Below are 17427 nucleotides of genomic sequence, written 5' to 3'. Positions count from 1 at the left end.
GTTATCTATTAATTGTAAGGACTCCCACTTTTCTATCTTTTCCATCAATTATAATCGTGTAGTAGTACGTACCTACAGGGACTTCACTACCAACATAAATACCCTCAGTTGTTCTACCATCCCATGTATTTTTGTAATCCTTTGAGCGATAGATTCTATTTCCCCATCGGTTATAAACTTCAAGATTAATAACTTTACTTAGAGCGTTCTCAATCACGAAGAAGTCATTGATTCCATCGCCATTCGGAGAGAAGCCACCAGGAATCTTCATTGGCTCTTTTAAAAGAGTTACTTGAGTGAGTTCAGATGGACTAACATCACCAGGTTTTGCAGGGTCGGGATCAGGAATTAGGCCATTTGTAGATTGATCTTGTGTTAATGTTCCCGTATTTACGCCGTAGCCTTCTGCAATCGCGAAATTGTTAAAAGTCCCTTCTTCAGTATCTAGAACAAGTCTTAAACTTAGTGTAATAGTTTCTGTAGCATTGGCTGCAAGAGTGCTGCTGTTCAATAACAATCCAGTAGCGTTTAATCCGCTATAAGCATTGTTTATTCTTAAGGTTCCAGTAGCAGATGCACTTAATACTTCAACTATTGTACCGGGGAATGCGAGTGCTAAGTTATCTGATAACGCCACTCGTTCTAATCCAAAGTTGCCGTAGTTTTTAAGTGTGAAAGTATAAGTTAAATTGTATGTTCCATCCAAGTTTCTTATCAATGTTTTAACCGCCTTAGCCAGACCAATCTTCGCAGGTGTACTGACAGTAACCGTCACTATTGCGGGTTGAGATTCATTGCCATTGGCATCTCTTATTATGTAAGTAAAATCGTCAGGACCAGTGTAACCGGCATCAGGGGTATAGATTGGTTTGCCAGTTACTGGATCAGTACTGATCCTCCCATGCGCGGGCTGTTTGGTAATAATATATGAGCCTCCAGTTGGTACAGGTATATCAACTAGCTTTGGAGTTTCAGCATTGACAGGTAAAATTATATTTGGAGTAAGCAATACAACAGTTGGAACCTGAGGAGTAACATCTCCAGGAGTAATTGGATCGGGCGATAAACCGTCAGTTGAAATATCCATTGTTAATGTTCCTGTTCCAGCAGCAAAACCTTGTGTAAGGGCGCTGTTTACGAAAGAACCACCAGTTTGATTAGCTGCTATGCTAACTTCAAGTTCTACTTGCTCTTTCTGATTAGCGGCAAGTGTACTAGTTGTTAATAGCATTTCTTTAACTGCTCCTCCATTAAATAAGGTATTAACCCTCAAAGTTCCTGAAGCGTTCAGTCTTGTTATAGTGAATGCTTTACCGGGAAAGGCTCCGGCAAGATCGTCAGTCAAACTTATTTTTTCTAATGCAACATCTCCAAGATTCAAGATATTAAAGAGATAAACCAGCCTATAACTACCGTTTGGATTTCTAACGGTAGATATCAGGCTTTTCGCAAGACCAATTTTTGCAGGTCTGGTTACCGTGATAGTAACTTTTCCAGGTGTAGATGTCACACCATTTGGATCTTTGAGAGTATAGGTGAAGTCGTCAGGGCCAGAATAATTTGGTGTTGGTGTGTAAATAGGTCTACCCGTAGACGGATCTGTAGTGATCGTTCCATGTTTAGGCGGAGTTACAATTATGTAAATGCCACCAGGCTGCACAACAGGAATTGGCACAATGACAGGTGTTCCTGTAGTTGCTGGCAAAATTATGTCTGGTGCAGGAACAACGGGATTGATCGCTACTGTAACATTAATTGGGTCAGACTCAATACCATCAGTAGTTCTCAACTTATAAGTAAATACATCATTGCCAGTGTAACCTGTAGTTGGAACAAAAACTGCATTTCCTGAACCATCAATAGAAACCATTCCATGAGCTGGGTTTGAAACAATAATAGGAGTTGTTCCCAAGCTACTTGCATCATTATTTTTGATAGTAATTGTTACCGTAGTGTTTAACGGTGTTGTTACGTTATCCGCTGTTCCTACTGGTTTAACATTTACCGTAACTGTAATCGGTGTTGATTCCAGACCGTTCGCATCTCTTAACTTGTAAGTAAAAGTATCCTTACCAGAGAAGGCGTCGAATGGAGTATAGACAGGCAGGTTATTCCCATTTAAGGCTACGGTTCCATTTAAGGGCGGTCCCACAAGAACAACCGTAGTTCCCGTTTTACTCAAGTCATTATCTTTAACAGGAATAGTTACAGGAGTTTTAGCAGGTGTTGTGGCCACATCAGGAGAGCCGGCCGGGTTTGAAGTAAGTGTGACAGTTATGGGATCAGAAACCAATCCGTCAGGTGTTCTTAGGGTGTATGTAAATACATCCGTACCTGTAAAGCCAGCATTAGGAGTATAGGTTACAATACCTGCAGAATTTACAGAAACTGTACCAGATGCTGGTGTCGTATTAATTACAACCGTCGTATTTTGTTTGCTTGGATCATTTGCTTTTACGTCGATTTGCGTAACTCCGGTAACTGCACCAACATTATCAGGCAATCCTACAGGTTTGACGTTTACGATTACAGTAATCGGGTCTGATTTCGCTCCATCAACAGTAGTTAGGGTGTAGGTAAAAAGATCTTTGCCTGAAAAGTCTGTAGCAGGAGAGTATAAGACTTTGCCATCACTGCCTACTGTAGTAGTACCATTTGCTGCTGGCCCTACCACTGCAACAGTTGTCCCAGTTTTACTTACATCATTATCTTTCACGCTAATAGTGATCGGAGTATTAGTAGGGGTAGTCACTTCATCGTTCGTACCGACAGGTTTAATGGTAATAGCGACAGTAATAGGATCTGAATCTAGTCCATCTGCAGTTCTTAGAATGTAGGTGAAACTATCAGGGCCAGCATAACCGGCAGTAGGAGTAAAAGTTACTACTCCGGTAGTATTGTTAAGTGCAAGCGTACCATGAAGAGGTGGAGTTCCTAAAACTACAGATGTTCCAGTTTTGCTAAGGTCATTGGCTTTAACAGGGATAGCCACAGGTACATTTATAGGGGTAACTACTACATCGTTAGTTCCTACTGGTCTTACGTTTATCGTAACAGTGATCGCATCAGACTCAAGTCCGTCAGCGGTTCTCAATAGATAAGTATAAGTTTCTTTTCCTGAGAAACCTGCATTTGGAGTGTAAGTGACAGTATTCGAGGAATTAACAACAATAGTTCCGTTAGTTGGAGGAATCACAGGGACAACTGTTGTACCTGTTTTACTTGGATCATTGTCTTTTATAGAACTGGTTAAAGGAACCCCTGCTATAGTCGTTCCTATGTCTGCAACCCCAGTAGGCCTTACACTTACACTTACTGTGATTGGATCAGATTCGACACCCCCCGGAGTTCTGAGTTTGTAAGTAAAGGGATCGCGACCGCTAAAACCAGCATTCGGAGTGTAGGTTATGGTATTGTCTGGATTTACCACTATAGTTCCATTAACAGGAAGCGTTGCTTCTACTACTGTAGTTCCTGATCTGCTAGGGTCATTATTGGCAACAGGAATTACTATTGGAGTACCAGCAAGTGTAACTGCGTTATCATTTGTACCAGTTGGCCTTACACTTACCCCAATTGATACGGTAGCAAAGTTTGAAACTAATCCTCGAATATCCTTTACAGTATAAGTAAAAGCATCAGACCCGGAATAGCCATTATTCGGAGTGTAAAGAGCAATGCCGGTTGCTGGGTCAACGAAAACAGTTCCGTTTGAAGGAGGGCTTATAATCACAACTGAACTGACATCAATTGTTTGATTTCCTTCAGGATCAGTATCGTTATCCAAGATAGGAATATTGAAAGGCGTGTTAAGATTAGTACTCACCACATCGTTAACCGCATTTGGTCTTCTATTAACATTAACAACTACATCGTCACTTGTAGAACAGCCACCAGATACTGTTACTGTCCATCTAAAGGTGTAAACACCACCTATTAGATTACTTGCGATGGTATTAAAGACAGCATTATTTGCGAAAACAGCTGCGCTTGGACCTGAAACTTGAGTCCATATGCCAGTGTTGCCAGCACCAGGATTATTTCCTGCAAGTGGGGTAGATACCGAAGGAGCGGCAAAGTTTATAAATATATCTGCACCTGCATTTGCAACGACAGATGGCACAACATAATTTACTGTGAAGGTAGCATTAGAGGAGATCACACCAAAGTTGTCCGAAATAGTATATGTTGTAGAGACAGGGCCTGTAAAAAATGATGAGGGCACAAAAGTTATTGTTCCATCATCATTTGCCGTGAACATGCCCTTGCCAACTACGGTTGAAGTTTTTTGTAATCCTGCTGTTGATGGATTAAGATCAATAGTGTTTTTTTGAATAGAACCTCCAGCATTGTTTGAAACATCGTTTGCCGTAACATCAAAGGATACTTGATTATTTGGGCAGCCATTTACGGCATCATTATTTGCTGTCGGGGCAACTAACCCATTCACGTCATAAACAGAAATCGCAACGTTTCTTACCTCATGAAAATTAGTATTGTCGCCTGTAGAGGAAGCAAAACCATATTTTAGATTGGATGGGGCTGCGGTAGTATAGGGATACCGGTCAATCATTGTAACGGTATTAAGACCATTTGGCCCCCCCTGTGTCAATCTCACTGTTACAAAATATCCTCCAGCTGGATTTGGCTCCATTTCTATGAAAACTTTTCTGTAAGCGTCAGAGGTAGTTTCTGGAAATCGACGAGAATCGTTACCTGCAAGGGGGATTCCTTTGTCGGCCGTTCTAACTGTTGTTAAAAATGGATAGTTCGTAGGAGTAAGTGCATCGCCATTTCCTTTACCTCTTAGAGTAATGGATCCAGCCATAAAGCCAGTTCCTCCTTGTCTACCCTCAGTTGGGTTGGAGAAGTTACCATATTCATCTAGACCAACACCTATATATCCTCCGCTAACGCCAACGGATGTCGGTGTAGTTTTTGTGTATTGAGCGTATCCTAAAGATCCACCGAAACCGCCAATAGTGAAAGGATTCGCGTTAGAATCGAACAAGAAAAAACTAATTCCATCAGCTCCGTTTCCACCATATATGTAGTATTCAAATTCGACTCTTAATCCTCTTACTGAAGGAAATGAAGACGTACTATATGCAAACCCCTTCTGATCTCTTGAGGCATTGGTTAACCTTAGATATCCATCGCCCTCAGGATCAATTGGCGTACCTCCTGTTTCGGAACTCCCGCCAGCAGTTAGGAACGCTGAAGGCGCCCCTCCAACTATAATTCCATTACGGCTACTTGTTCGGAAACTTTCAAAATAAGGAAATTGAGCAAAAGCGGACGAATATCCTATCGAAAAAAAGATAAAAAGTACAAGATAACGTATAAGTCTAATCATATAATGAATTGAGATAATTTACAACAAGATTCATCCTACCTTTTACCAAAAATAGCGCCACTAAACAAAATGTGTTCCAATTAGTTATATTTAGCATAAAAATTCCATAAATATAGCAACAATCCGGAAATATTTTTACGCCACTTAGAATCCAAAAAACTGCAACGTGCAATATTGTCCCACATTATTGAAATAAATCCCCGTTAGTCAACTTTTTCCCAGACCTTGGTCTTTAAATTATATTGTTTTATAAGTCTGGCAGGATTTCCTGCGACTACAGAAAATGGCGGTACATCTCGAGTTACAATAGATCCCGCAGCGATAACACTATGTTTACCTATATGAACACCCGATGTAATTACAACGTTTGCTCCAATCCAACAGTCATCATCGATCTTTATTAATTTTTTATTTATGGGTTGTTTTGAAATGGGTAAATCAAGAGATTGAAAATCATGATTTAAACCACTTATGACAACATACTGCGCAATAATTGTATTGTTTCCAATTTCTACGGGACCAATTATAACATCGCCAATTCCAATAAAGGTATTGCTTCCAATTAAAACATTTCCTACCCCATTATTTATTGTTGTAAAGTCTTCAATTATCGATTTCCTTCCAAGATGGAAATCGTTAAAAGGGAGCACATCAAGACGACTAGAAGACCTTATTATACTGCCTTTTTCTCGAGTATGGTAAAATGGATTTAGAAACCATTTTACCCATAATCTTGGTCGAGCCTCATTGCTTGGTATTAAAAGCCAATGAATCACCTTCTTTAACTTAGGCTTACTTTTGAGAATGTTGAATAGTCGTCTCATGTTAATAAGTTTATCCAGAACAATGTAGCAAAATTTAAAGTTGTCATTTATATTTGAATTTTACTACATAATCTATGAATTGCAATCCAAAATTGGTGTTATCATTAGGTTTGGTAATATTCGCTTGTTCAAGACCACTAGCCTTATTTGCTCAACAACAACAGAGTATACTTCCAGAAATCTCTTACTTGTATGTTGAAAAGCTTATCGCTGCCGCAAGAGAGAATTACCCTAGAATCAAGTCTTTAACAAGTCAGGTAGAAGTGGCAAAACAAGATTTGAATGCGGCCAAGATTTCTTGGCTTGACCCATTTTCCTTTCAATATGTCGGGCGAAATAATCAGAGTCAATCCCCGCCTGTTGTAAACGTTACAAATACTGACCTATTAACAGGTTATCAATTTGGAGTTAGTTTCAACCCAGGATCTTTGTTAGCTAAGCCAAGTAATGTTAAAAAGGCAAAAGAACAGGTTAATGTAGCAAAGTATACGAAAGAGGAATATTTGCTTACATTAGAAGCAGAAGTTAAAAGAAGGTATTTCGCATATTTACAGGCACAAAAATCCTTGTTGCCATTTAATAATGCATTATTAGACGCCGAAACTAGTTTCAAAACAACTAAGATCGCCTACCAAAAGGCTGAAGTTACAATCGAGCAATATAACTCCGCTTCAACATCATACTACTCCGCTTACCAGTCTAAATTACAGGCCGAGGTGGCTTTTATATCTGCTAAAGCGCTTTTAGAGGAATTGACGGTTAAAAAATTAGAAGAGATAAAATAGATGGATGAATTTTATAAATTTTTAGCGGTTCTAAGGAAATATAAGTGGGTACTCATTATCGTACCCATTGCAGCTATTTTGGTAACCTATTTTTTGGTAAGAAGTCAACCTAATACGTACATATCACAAGCACAACTATCAACAGGAATTGCAGATGATAAGCAAAACACTGTTTTTAATCAGAGTTTGCCAGGCGATCAGGTAAATCAGGAATTTGCCAACTTGATCGAGATGGTTAAGATGAAGAAGGTCTTAGATCAGGTTTCCTACCTTTTGATCTTAAATGATCTTAATTCACAAAAGGTTTTCAGGGAACCAAGTAGTTTAATGAAAACTGTTAATGAAGATGCAAGAAGACATGCGGCAGAGGTAATTCAAGTTAAATATAATAATGCCGAAAGCTTAAATCCTAATGATCCTGATCAACTGGGAATGATAAATCTTATTCAATCAATGAGATATGACAGCGGGTCAATTGGTAATAGCGTTTCAGCAATGCGTTCTGGAAGCAGTGATTTTTTAATTATACAGGCTGAATCTGATGGGCCTGAATTGTCAGCATTTATAGCAAACAATGTCTCAACAGAATTCATTAAAAATTATTCAAATGTTGTTAAACAAAATCAGCATAAGGCTATTAATTACTTAAATGAACTGCTGGTTCAGCGTACAGATACCTTGTCCAAACGAATGACGGATTTAAGAAGTTATAAAATCAGGAATCGTGTATTAAATCTCGATGAACAATCAAAGCAGCTTTATACTAGTATTTTAGAATATGAAACAAAGAAACAAGACGCTATCCAGACTACATCATCTTATGCAGGCGCACTTAATGAAATAGATAATAAATTTAATCCCAGTGAGCGAAAATACTTAGAATCTGCAATTTCGAAAGTCAATCAGGACATTGCTTCCATAAAAAATGAGATTAGTTCGTTATATGATGCGCAATTACAGTCGGATTTCGAGCCAAGATACCAGGTGTCAATGGATTCACTAAATGTGCTTTTAGATCAGAAAATTCATCAAGCATCTGATCAGTATCTGGTAAATCCACTTGCGAGCAAGCAGGAACTGATGGCACAGAAAATAAGATTAGAAATACAGCTAGATTTATCCAGATACAGTATGAATGCCTTGGAAAATGAGCTAAATAGGCTGAATTTACGGTTTGACAATATGGTGCCAAAAGAGGCAGATGTCCAAACATTGGAGATGAACGTGGATATCGCTACCAAGGCTTACATGGATATACTAAATAAATATAATGAAACAAACTTAGAAGCCGCCTTTTCTCTAAAGCTTAATATTATTCAGAATGCAATTCCTGGAAGCTCACAGCCGTCAAAGAAGATGCTACTCATATTATTAAGTGGTGTAATAAGCGTTGCATTATGCTTGGTGTTTCTCTTCGTGTTATATTATTTAGACAATACCGTCAGGACATCCACAGAACTTGCCAACAAGACAGGTATTGCAGTTTTAGGAGGGCTGAACTACATGAACCATTCAACGTTAAGTCTCCGTGAAATTTGGAATGATCAAAATGTTTCCAGTGACCTCATGCACTTTAAGAATCAACTTCGTTCTATCAGATATGAAATTGAAAGAGATTTAATAGGAAATGTGGTGGTTCTAACGAGCTTGACTCCATTGGAAGGTAAGAGTTTTATTTGTATGAATCTAGCCGCCGCTTTGATGGTTACTTACAAAAAAATTCTAATTATCGATGGCAACTTCCTTAACTCTAGTATTAGTACTGATTTTACTTCTAATCTCTACCTGGAAGATTTCATGAAAGATAGATTTTTTTTGGAACGTGGAAACGAAAATGCTTCGATCACCATTTTAAAAAATAAGGGAGGTGATAATTCTCTTGTGGAGGTGACCACCGAAGAGAAAATTAAAGATAAACTGAAATTTGTAAAAAGTATTTATGATTTAATCCTTATTGATACTACTGCTCTTAGTGTTAGTAATCAAGCTAAAGAATGGATTTCCCAAGCAGATGTGGTGGTGGGCATTTTCAGGCATGGTAAAATCCTTAATGAAAGAAAAATGCTTACCGTAAAGTTTCTTAAAGAGACGCAAATATTTAAAGGCTGGATCTTAAATAAACAAAGTCATTCGGATAAATCATGACCATTTTATTAACTTTATGGTTCTTTTTTCAATTTCTAATTGGCTTTAATCTTGTTTTTCCAGGACTACTGTACCTCTTGTGGAAACTAACGCACAGGCGTCGGGTAACTGGCTTTGCAACTTCCCATCCTGATTACGCCATAATTGTCACAGCTTATCAATTCACTAATAGCCTTCCAGGGGTAGTCCAATCTGTTCTGGCCCTAGATTATGATAATTATTTGGTGTACATAGTGGCGGACAACTGCGATATTTCAGGTCTTGATTTTAATAGTGACAAAGTGGTATTGTTACGACCACCAAATGTTTTAGGAAGTAATACGAAGTCTCATTTCTATGCTATGAGCCAGTTTAAAAGGAACCATGATTTTTTAACTATCATAGATAGCGATAATCTGGTAAATTCCTCTTACATAGCTCATCTTAATAGGACGTTTTCTGAGGGATATGATGCGGTACAGGGCTTAAGAGCTGCAAAGAATTTAAATGGTACAATTGCATGCCTTGATGCTGCAAGAGATATCTATTATCATTTTTACGATGGCAAGCTCTTGTATGAAACAGGATCATCGGCAACTCTTTCCGGCTCAGGTATGGCTTTTAGTTGCGCACTTTATAGAGTTTTTCTTAAAGAAAATGATGTTAAAGGAGCAGGATTCGATAAGGTATTACAAGCCTGGATTTTGAAGAAAAATAAGAGGATTGCTTTTAACGAGTATGCCATTGTTTATGATGAGAAAACCTCCAAATCTGATCAGCTTGTACAACAACGTAGCAGATGGATCAATACTTGGTTCAAATACTTTAGACTAGGATTTGATATTCTATTTCTCGGTGCGAGAAACTTTAGTAAAAACCAGATACTATTCGGTATCACCCTACTTCGGCCACCACTATTTATTTTTCTATTTTTATCGTTTCTATTATTTTTAATAAACGTAATTACGGGGTACTACACTGTTGCCATTGTTTGGATTTTGGCCTTATTGACATTCGTCGTTTTTTTCCTCGTATCCCTTTTAAGTTCCAAAACCGATAAACGTATTTATCAGTCATTAATAAATATACCACAATTCGTATTTTACCAAATTCTCTCTTTGCTGAAATCAAAGAATGCAAACAAAATATCTGTAGCCACAAAACATTACCATATAGATGATACAGAACTCAAACAGAGAGAGAAGTAAATTATGAGAACTGAACCTGTAAATCTAACTGAAAAGCGAAAATTCCTTTTTAAAAAATGGAATAGAATTATTGCAACACTCGTTGTACTCTTCCTAATGCTCTTCTTTTTCATTAAAATAGTTTTTTTATGATTGGAACAAAAAGCAATTTCTTTTCTGAATCTGAAAACTGGATTAAGGTAAGTGCCATAATTGTAATTTTAGTATCCTGTATCGGATTGCCCATTGTAGCATCAACTGTTGGATCAGTAGGACCAATACTCTTCCTTATTGCTATCATTGCTCCAATGGCGTTTTTTGGTATTTTGAAATATCCCAAGTTTGGTATTGCAATCTATCTTATTATGGCTTATTGGATCATGTTTATCATGAACTTCGGAGTTAATTTCCCACTTGGGACCTTGATGGACGCGTTGCTTTTGCTGTTGATTTTCGGATTTTTCATGGAGCAAAAATATCATCCAAACTGGAAGATCTTCCATAATCCAATCTCTATAGTTATTATATTATGGATTCTCTACAATTTTTTTCAGGCCGTTAATCCTGAAATAGCATCTATACTTGCATGGGTCTACACTATACGTGCTATTGCAGGAGTCACCATATCTTACTTTATTTTCACCTACCATATCAATACAGTCAAGATGCTGAGAAGTATAATAAATATATGGCTAGTGTTCAGTTTCATTGTTGCTCTTTATGCAATAAAGCAAGAATTTTGGGGTTTTTTTGATTTTGAGCAACGCGCCCTCGACGCTGATCCCAGATTGCAAAGCCTGCTATTTATTGATGGGCACTGGCGTAAGTCATCTATTTTTGCTGATCCTGTCTCCTTTTCGTACAATATGGTCGTTAGCAGCATTATTTGTGTTGTTATGGCTTTTGGTGCACGTTCCAAATGGAGAAAAATTCTTTTGGGCCTACTAGCAATACTCTGCTTAAATGTGATGTTATATTCGGGTACACGTGCAGCTTATGTACTTTTTCCCGCAGCAATGTTTCTTTTTGCTATTCTAAAACTTAATAAACAGATACTTATATTTTCTGTTTTCTTTTTCATGTTTTTTATAGTCTTAGTAAGGTTTCCGACCTCAAACCCAAATCTTAGCCGATTCCAGTCAGCATTCAGACCTAATAATGATGCCTCCTATAACGTAAGAAAACAAAATCAAAAACGAATACAGCCATATATTCAAACACACCCAATTGGTGGAGGATTAGGGTCTACAGGAGCTTCAGGTGTTAGATTTTCAGATGGAACTTACCTATCACGATTCCCACCCGATAGCGGCTACGTAAGAGCTGCTGTAGAATTGGGGTGGATTGGTCTTGCATTATTGTGTACACTTACTTTCATCGCTATAAAGACCGGCATAGATAATTATTTCAAGATCATTGATGCTGAGCTTAAAAATTATTGTCTGGCTATGACGCTAATTTTATTTGCGCTCGCCGTAGGCAACTTTCCCCAAGAAGGAATCCTGCAATTTCCTTTAAATATTTATTTCTATCTGGTAATCGCTCTGATAAATATTACCTTGCGTTTAGATATCGAGAAAAATCCGAGACCGAATACTGCCACATGATAATAAAAAATAAGACGGTTGTAATTTTAGGAGCCGCTAAATTCGACGGTCCTTATGAATCAACCAGCTATACCACGGCCAAGTATCTTGCTCATGAGAATCAGGTATTCTATGCTGATTATCCCTTCACTTGGAAAGATTATTTGAAAGGCAAGGGCACTACGGCGTTAGCTGTTCGAAAGGCAGGTTTTCGCCTAACTTCATCATCGTTATTACCAACTGAAATACCCGGATTGAAAATTTTGATCCTGCCGTTGATGTTATCTATTAATTTTTTGCCTGAAGGTAATCTTTATAGGTCCTTACTATCTTTTAATGAAAAGCTTATTGTATCCAGGATAAAATCAGTTCTCAAGCTTTGCAAAGTTCAGCATTTCGTTTTTATTAACTCATTTAACTTTCACTATCCAAATATTGGGCACCTACTTAAGCCGCAATTAGATGTTTACCATTGCGTTGACCCATTAGTTATCGACCACGATAAAAAACATGGGATCAAATCAGAACTAAAAATTATCAATGAAGTCGATCTTGTATTTTGTACAAGTAAAAAGCTTTATGAAGAAAAAGTTCTTATAAATCCCAATACCTTCTTCATCCCCAATGCTGCTGATTTGACACACTGTAGCAAAGCACTGAATCCTAATCTTAAAATCCATCCCTTGATAGCTAACATTCCATATCCGGTCATTGGATACTTTGGAAATATAGAAAGAAGAACTGATTTTAAATTACTTAACCAGGTCGTAGAACTAAATCCCGATAAAAGCTTTGTTTTCGTTGGTCCGGTTTCTGATGAATATATTGATGAGCACTTTAAAAGGCTTGAGAATGTTCATTTTGTTGGTCGCCTTCCATACGATGATATGCCATCTGTTTTGAAAGGATTCGATGTTTGCATGATCCCTTTTAAAAAAGACGAATTTAGCTCAACAATCTTTCCTCTTAAGCTATTTGAATATCTGGGAGCTGGAAAACCTGTCGTGGCAACGGATTTTAACATGGACTTGAAGGACTTTACGAAGGATGTAATTCCTTACTGCAGTACGGCAAAAGAGTTTTCCGATTCTATTGAAGATTTGCTTAATCAAAATCAAAGTTATGTAGACCAACGGCTGGAAATTGCGAGAATGAATACTTGGGACATCCGGCTAAAAGAATTCAGTGAAATTTTAGGTAATTTCTACGAAATGAAACACACTAAAGATGCTAATAATACAGACTAATGCCGAAAATATTATTTGATCACCAGAAGTTCAGCACCCAACATTATGGTGGGATAAGCAGATATTTTGCAAATATTATTCAAAATATGAAAGTGAGTTCAGAGTTTGACTATACGATTGGCTGTTTGTATTCCCCGAATCATTATATCAAAAATGAACAACAGCTTCTGAATAGTAAACTTGGGAGATTTTTCTTGAACTCTAAGTATGGTGGTAAGACTTACAAGATAAACAAGAAATATTGTGAGTATTTAATTAGCAAGAATAATTTCGATATATTTCATCCAACCTACTATGATCCTTATTTCTTGGGGAAAGTAAAGAAGCCTGTAGTAGTCACAATTCATGATATGACTCATGAGCGTCTTCCAGAGTATTTTTGGTCTGAGGATGACTTAACAAGAAATAAACGATTAAATATTGAGGTAGCGGATAGCATTATCGCTATATCAGAAACTACAAAGCGGGACCTTATTGCCTATTCAAACGTTGATCCACAAAAAATAACGGTGATCTATCATGGAATCGATCTAGAAGTTCCATTAAGTTTTCAAGAAATTCCAAAACTTGCAAAGCGCTATTTTCTTTACGTTGGAGACCGTAGCGGATATAAGAATTTTTACAGATTCCTTGATGCCTTCCACCGTCTGTCATTAACTGAACCGGATATTGAAATGATTTTGACGGGTGGAGGTAAGATTGCTTTAGCAGATGAAGAGTTGATCCATCGTTTAAAACTTAAGGAAAAAGTAAAACACTTAAATGTGACCGATGAACAGCTTAACTATCTTTATAAAAATGCAATTGCGTTCGTTTATCCATCTCTGCATGAGGGATTCGGCTTACCTGTATTGGAAGCATTTAAAGCGGAATGCCCTGTTTTATTAAGCGACACTGAATGCTTCAGAGAAATTGGAGCGGAAGCGGTAGCTTATTTTGATGCTTATGATTTTAATTCACTTGAGGAGCTGATGAGAAAACTTCTTAATGATACAATATATCGGCAATTTTTGATTGAGAGCGGAAAAGAGAGACTTAAAGATTTCCCGTTAGACTTATCTCTACAGAAAACATTTGACCTTTATAGGTCATTACTCTAAAACTTCACACCAGATAAAACGATCTGTCATTACCCTTTTAGGGTGTTCTTTACCAATTCTAAATCCCATCCAATTCTTTGGTGCATAAACCTTATTCTGCTTATCTGAAAGATAAGCGGCCCACCACGCAAAACTACTATTTGATATAATGGCAATGTCAGCATTTTTAATGATCTGGAAATCTGTTATCTCGTTGTTTGATGAGTAGATGAAGTTAGGCCGGTCTGCAAAATAAGATTTTACATGCTCAATATCATCGCTAACGAAATAAACCAGATGATCGTCTATATTGCCGAGTGCATCAAGACGCTTTTTGAAGTATTCCATCGGAAGTGAAATGTCTCTTTTACCATAAGTTAGGTAATCAGTTCGTCTAATATGTACAACAATAGTTTTGTTATTGGTAAACTGTTGCCCAAATTCCTCATTAAACTTATCAGTAAATTCTTTTTTGATACTGATGTTTAATCCGCCAATTATCTGTTTTACGTAAAAGTCAGTCTGGAAAAAACCTTTATAAATTGTCCAGTCCTTAACATCTACTTTTTTAGGTACTTGAATACTCTCTATATAGATTTCATCGAATTTAATTATTCTTGGAAGGACCCTCGTGATTACTGAATAAACTTTTGAGTCTAGAATCAGGTTCTGAAAGGTGCCAAGATCGAAATATTTTGTCAAGTAACCATGGTGGGGATTCACGAAGAAAAAAGTTTCCCCTTTATTATTAGTTTTTAGGTATTGTAGAAATGCATATTGAAAGATTTGATTTCCCAATCTGCCGATAAATTTTACACCAATCATTAGCTTTTCTTTAAAATATATTTATTGATAAATTCAGGGTAGAATCTGTAGGCATAGATGAATGCATTTAGTGGATTAACTCTTAGTTCTCTCCAAAGTATGATCTGGGCAACAATAAACCCAAAAATGTTGGCAATAAGGGTAGCATACGCAGCGCCTATTGTTCCAAACTTTCTGATGAAGAAATAATTTAAAACCAATATGACCACAGTATTCACAAGAACAATGATAAACGTGATCCGGGTTTTTCCTATAGAATCTATAATCACCCCAAACTGCCTGCCAAATGGACCTAAAACACAATATAGCAAAGTAACATTGAGGATAGGAACCGTGTCTGCATATTTATCTCCTGCTAGGATTTCAATGATGTAGCCGTCAAAAATATAGATAAAGATCAATGCTGGTATAACCATAGCAAGTATGGTACCTACAGATTTTTCATATAGGTATTTGATGGCAGACTTCCCTTCAGTTTCAATTCGTTTTGCACTTTGTGGAAATACTATTGTCGCTACAGCATTGGTTGGTATGTCTACTAAGTTGACAACTTTCACCGCTATATTGAAAGAACCCGAAGCCGCTGGAGATATTATTCCTGCGAGCATCCATTGATCGATGGTACCAGATAAAATTGAGCTTAAAGACGTTGCAAATGCGTACTTACCATAATGAAAAATTTTATTGATCCAGTCTTTGCTATAGCTATAGGCAAAATGAATATATTTTCTGGTGAAATACCAAGCAACGCCAACGCTCACAATTACACTACCGATCTGTATATACACAAGAAATAAAAGATCTGTTGTTAAACCAAAAATAAAATTGATTATAATAAATAGAAGTAGGATGGAAGATCTAACCAAGCTACTAGCAAAAACTCCATTGTACTTGAAGTTTGCCTGCTCAATGCAATTCAATTGAGTTAAAAAACCTGAAAATAAGAATACGATATTATACAGATACATCATTGGCTCTAGTGCAGGAGCGTTAAGGATTCTTGATAAATAACCTGCGAAGATAAAATTGAAAATGATGCATGCGATGGTTAATGAACCACTTATAGTTAACGACGCAGAGAAAATATTGTTATGTTCAGATTTGTCGGATCCAGACATAAACTTAATCATGGCGCTTTGTATCAAGCCACTTCTAACGATCTCCAGAATTGTAATTGTTTGCATATAAATCCCCCAAACGCCATAATCGTTCTTGCTCAACAATTTAATCAGAATGAAGAATGTTGCTACATTTATCAGAGTTCCGGAAAAATTCTGCAAAATGTTGATGAACCCAGATTTAAGCCAATAATTATCTTTTTCTATGCCCATTAATTGGTAGGAATTTCTTCGTGAATAAAATATTTATTGACATAATTTTTAATCTGGTCTTCAGTTTTCGCATGAAGGATACTTGCGCCAGAAAACTTGGGATACAACTTTCTGTAACAGCCAAAATAGTGTTCAGGACCTTGTTTAGAAAATATTAGGTTTACTCCACCAAAGTAACTCGCTAAAGTTGCCGTTCCGCCATGAATTGAAATAAACCTTTCAGAATTTGCATACACCATAAGCTGAAGATGATTGAAATTTTTAGCATTGGCCTTGTTCTCTTTGAAAAGATCTTCCATGAGAACTACCTCAGGATGTTTCTCAGCGAGCCATTCGAATTCATCCATATCATAGATGTCACTATTATCCATAGTTATATTTTGTGGCCTTGGCCTGTTATAGACTATGGTATATTTGTCTTTTAAATTACTGATAATAAATTCAAGCATTTCAATACTATAGAAGCTGATGGGAGGGCCATCCCATTCACTATTATATCTATTGGCGATAATCAGTATTGGTTTATCAAAAATATATACCTCATTTTTATATTGAGCTTTAAGAGGAACCGGCTCCCATTTACTCATATTATAATTTTGGCTATATAGTACCCTTGGCATTTCAAAATTATAATTTGCCTCATTACTCCGGCCCTCGAAAATTTCTGAATGATCCGGAGAAAAAAAATACATTTCCGAAGTATATTTTGAAGAATTAGTGCTTTTTAATGTTCCATTTTTGTAATGCCAGTAGGCGAATGGTAGAGCGAATTGTAATTCAGGAGCGAATTCGCCATTGTAAGTAATCACTTTATATTTACTCTTGAAAATGTAATCCTTAAAGATATATTTTAATTGTGTTAACTGACAGATAAAAGTTTCTCTGTAATAATAAAAATATTCTTTAGGAATATTTTTATAGCGAATGAGAACAATGAGAGTTAAAAATTTATAAAGTATGTTTTTTATCATATTAATAATAAAATATAATTTGACTCATTTAGATAGGTATGAATGACGGTCTAATTTAGATAATAAAAAATTAAATTAATACGCAAAATTTACGCTACTACCCTGAAAGCCA

General features: G+C 36.8%; 11 protein-coding genes. 6 read left to right on the top strand and 5 right to left on the bottom strand.

Features of this window, described 5'->3' with window-relative positions:
• Position 1: 1 nt before the first annotated feature.
• Positions 2–5356 (bottom strand): Ig-like domain-containing protein, encoded by a 5355-nt coding sequence (locus ACHFIZ_RS08050; RefSeq protein WP_410884635.1) that lies wholly within the window; start codon positions 5354–5356, stop codon positions 2–4.
• 203 nt (positions 5357–5559) lie between these two features.
• The gene (locus tag ACHFIZ_RS08045; protein ID WP_410884633.1) at positions 5560–6180 is read right to left on the bottom strand and encodes an acyltransferase; all 621 of its coding nucleotides are present in this window, start codon (positions 6178–6180) and stop codon (positions 5560–5562) included.
• Positions 6181–6254: 74 nt separating this feature from the next.
• Between ACHFIZ_RS08045 and ACHFIZ_RS08040 the strand changes: the two genes are divergently transcribed.
• The 6 genes from ACHFIZ_RS08040 to ACHFIZ_RS08015 all read left to right on the top strand — a co-directional run bounded on the left by ACHFIZ_RS08040 (position 6255) and on the right by ACHFIZ_RS08015 (position 14209).
• Complete coding sequence (locus tag ACHFIZ_RS08040) at positions 6255–6965, top strand: TolC family protein (RefSeq protein WP_410884631.1); 711 nt, start codon at positions 6255–6257, stop codon at positions 6963–6965.
• Positions 6966–9110: an exopolysaccharide transport family protein gene (locus ACHFIZ_RS08035; RefSeq protein WP_410884629.1), complete on the top strand. Its 2145-nt coding sequence runs from the start codon at positions 6966–6968 to the stop codon at positions 9108–9110. It begins immediately after the preceding gene.
• Positions 9107–10297 carry a glycosyltransferase gene (locus ACHFIZ_RS08030; RefSeq protein ID WP_410884627.1) on the top strand — a complete coding sequence of 397 codons (1191 nt, stop codon included), beginning with the start codon at positions 9107–9109 and terminating at the stop codon, positions 10295–10297. Before ACHFIZ_RS08035 ends, ACHFIZ_RS08030 begins: the two co-directional genes overlap by 4 nt.
• A gap of 128 nt (positions 10298–10425) precedes the next feature.
• Positions 10426–11883 (top strand): O-antigen ligase family protein, encoded by a 1458-nt coding sequence (locus ACHFIZ_RS08025; RefSeq protein ID WP_410884625.1) that lies wholly within the window; start codon positions 10426–10428, stop codon positions 11881–11883.
• Complete coding sequence (locus ACHFIZ_RS08020) at positions 11880–13109, top strand: glycosyltransferase (RefSeq protein WP_410884624.1); 1230 nt, start codon at positions 11880–11882, stop codon at positions 13107–13109. The genes ACHFIZ_RS08025 and ACHFIZ_RS08020 overlap by 4 nt, the downstream gene beginning before the upstream one ends.
• Positions 13109–14209 carry a glycosyltransferase family 4 protein gene (locus ACHFIZ_RS08015; RefSeq protein WP_410884622.1) on the top strand — a complete coding sequence of 367 codons (1101 nt, stop codon included), beginning with the start codon at positions 13109–13111 and terminating at the stop codon, positions 14207–14209. The genes ACHFIZ_RS08020 and ACHFIZ_RS08015 overlap by 1 nt, the downstream gene beginning before the upstream one ends.
• Here the strand turns inward: ACHFIZ_RS08015 and ACHFIZ_RS08010 are convergent.
• Genes ACHFIZ_RS08010 through ACHFIZ_RS08000 form a run of 3 tightly spaced genes read right to left on the bottom strand, consistent with a single transcriptional unit; the run spans position 14201 to position 17315 of the window.
• Positions 14201–15013: an alpha-1,2-fucosyltransferase gene (locus ACHFIZ_RS08010; RefSeq protein WP_410884620.1), complete on the bottom strand. Its 813-nt coding sequence runs from the start codon at positions 15011–15013 to the stop codon at positions 14201–14203. The two genes, ACHFIZ_RS08015 and ACHFIZ_RS08010, sit on opposite strands and share 9 nt — an antisense overlap.
• Entirely contained in the window at positions 15013–16344 is a 1332-nt protein-coding gene (locus tag ACHFIZ_RS08005) for a flippase (RefSeq protein WP_410884618.1), read from the bottom strand. The genes ACHFIZ_RS08010 and ACHFIZ_RS08005 overlap by 1 nt, the downstream gene beginning before the upstream one ends.
• Entirely contained in the window at positions 16344–17315 is a 972-nt protein-coding gene (locus tag ACHFIZ_RS08000) for a hypothetical protein (protein ID WP_410884616.1), read from the bottom strand. The genes ACHFIZ_RS08005 and ACHFIZ_RS08000 overlap by 1 nt, the downstream gene beginning before the upstream one ends.
• Positions 17316–17427: the final 112 nt, after the last annotated feature.

It is taken from the genome of Pedobacter sp. JCM 36344, from assembly GCF_046546555.1.
Taxonomy (GTDB): Bacteria; Bacteroidota; Bacteroidia; order Sphingobacteriales; family Sphingobacteriaceae; genus Pedobacter.
Note: the sequence above shows the minus strand (reverse complement) of the source record. Positions and strands in the feature narration are given on the sequence as shown.

Bases quoted from the DNA above. Each gene is read 5' to 3' on its own strand.
- ACHFIZ_RS08050 (WP_410884635.1), bottom strand. From the start codon at position 5,356: ATGATTAGACTTATACGTTATCTTGTACTTTTTATCTTTTTTTCGATA.
- ACHFIZ_RS08045 (WP_410884633.1), bottom strand. From the start codon at position 6,180: ATGAGACGACTATTCAACATTCTCAAAAGTAAGCCTAAGTTAAAGAAG.
- ACHFIZ_RS08040 (WP_410884631.1), top strand. From the start codon at position 6,255: ATGAATTGCAATCCAAAATTGGTGTTATCATTAGGTTTGGTAATATTC.
- ACHFIZ_RS08035 (WP_410884629.1), top strand. From the start codon at position 6,966: ATGGATGAATTTTATAAATTTTTAGCGGTTCTAAGGAAATATAAGTGG.
- ACHFIZ_RS08030 (WP_410884627.1), top strand. From the start codon at position 9,107: ATGACCATTTTATTAACTTTATGGTTCTTTTTTCAATTTCTAATTGGC.
- ACHFIZ_RS08025 (WP_410884625.1), top strand. From the start codon at position 10,426: ATGATTGGAACAAAAAGCAATTTCTTTTCTGAATCTGAAAACTGGATT.
- ACHFIZ_RS08020 (WP_410884624.1), top strand. From the start codon at position 11,880: ATGATAATAAAAAATAAGACGGTTGTAATTTTAGGAGCCGCTAAATTC.
- ACHFIZ_RS08015 (WP_410884622.1), top strand. From the start codon at position 13,109: ATGCCGAAAATATTATTTGATCACCAGAAGTTCAGCACCCAACATTAT.
- ACHFIZ_RS08010 (WP_410884620.1), bottom strand. From the start codon at position 15,013: ATGATTGGTGTAAAATTTATCGGCAGATTGGGAAATCAAATCTTTCAA.
- ACHFIZ_RS08005 (WP_410884618.1), bottom strand. From the start codon at position 16,344: ATGGGCATAGAAAAAGATAATTATTGGCTTAAATCTGGGTTCATCAAC.
- ACHFIZ_RS08000 (WP_410884616.1), bottom strand. From the start codon at position 17,315: ATGATAAAAAACATACTTTATAAATTTTTAACTCTCATTGTTCTCATT.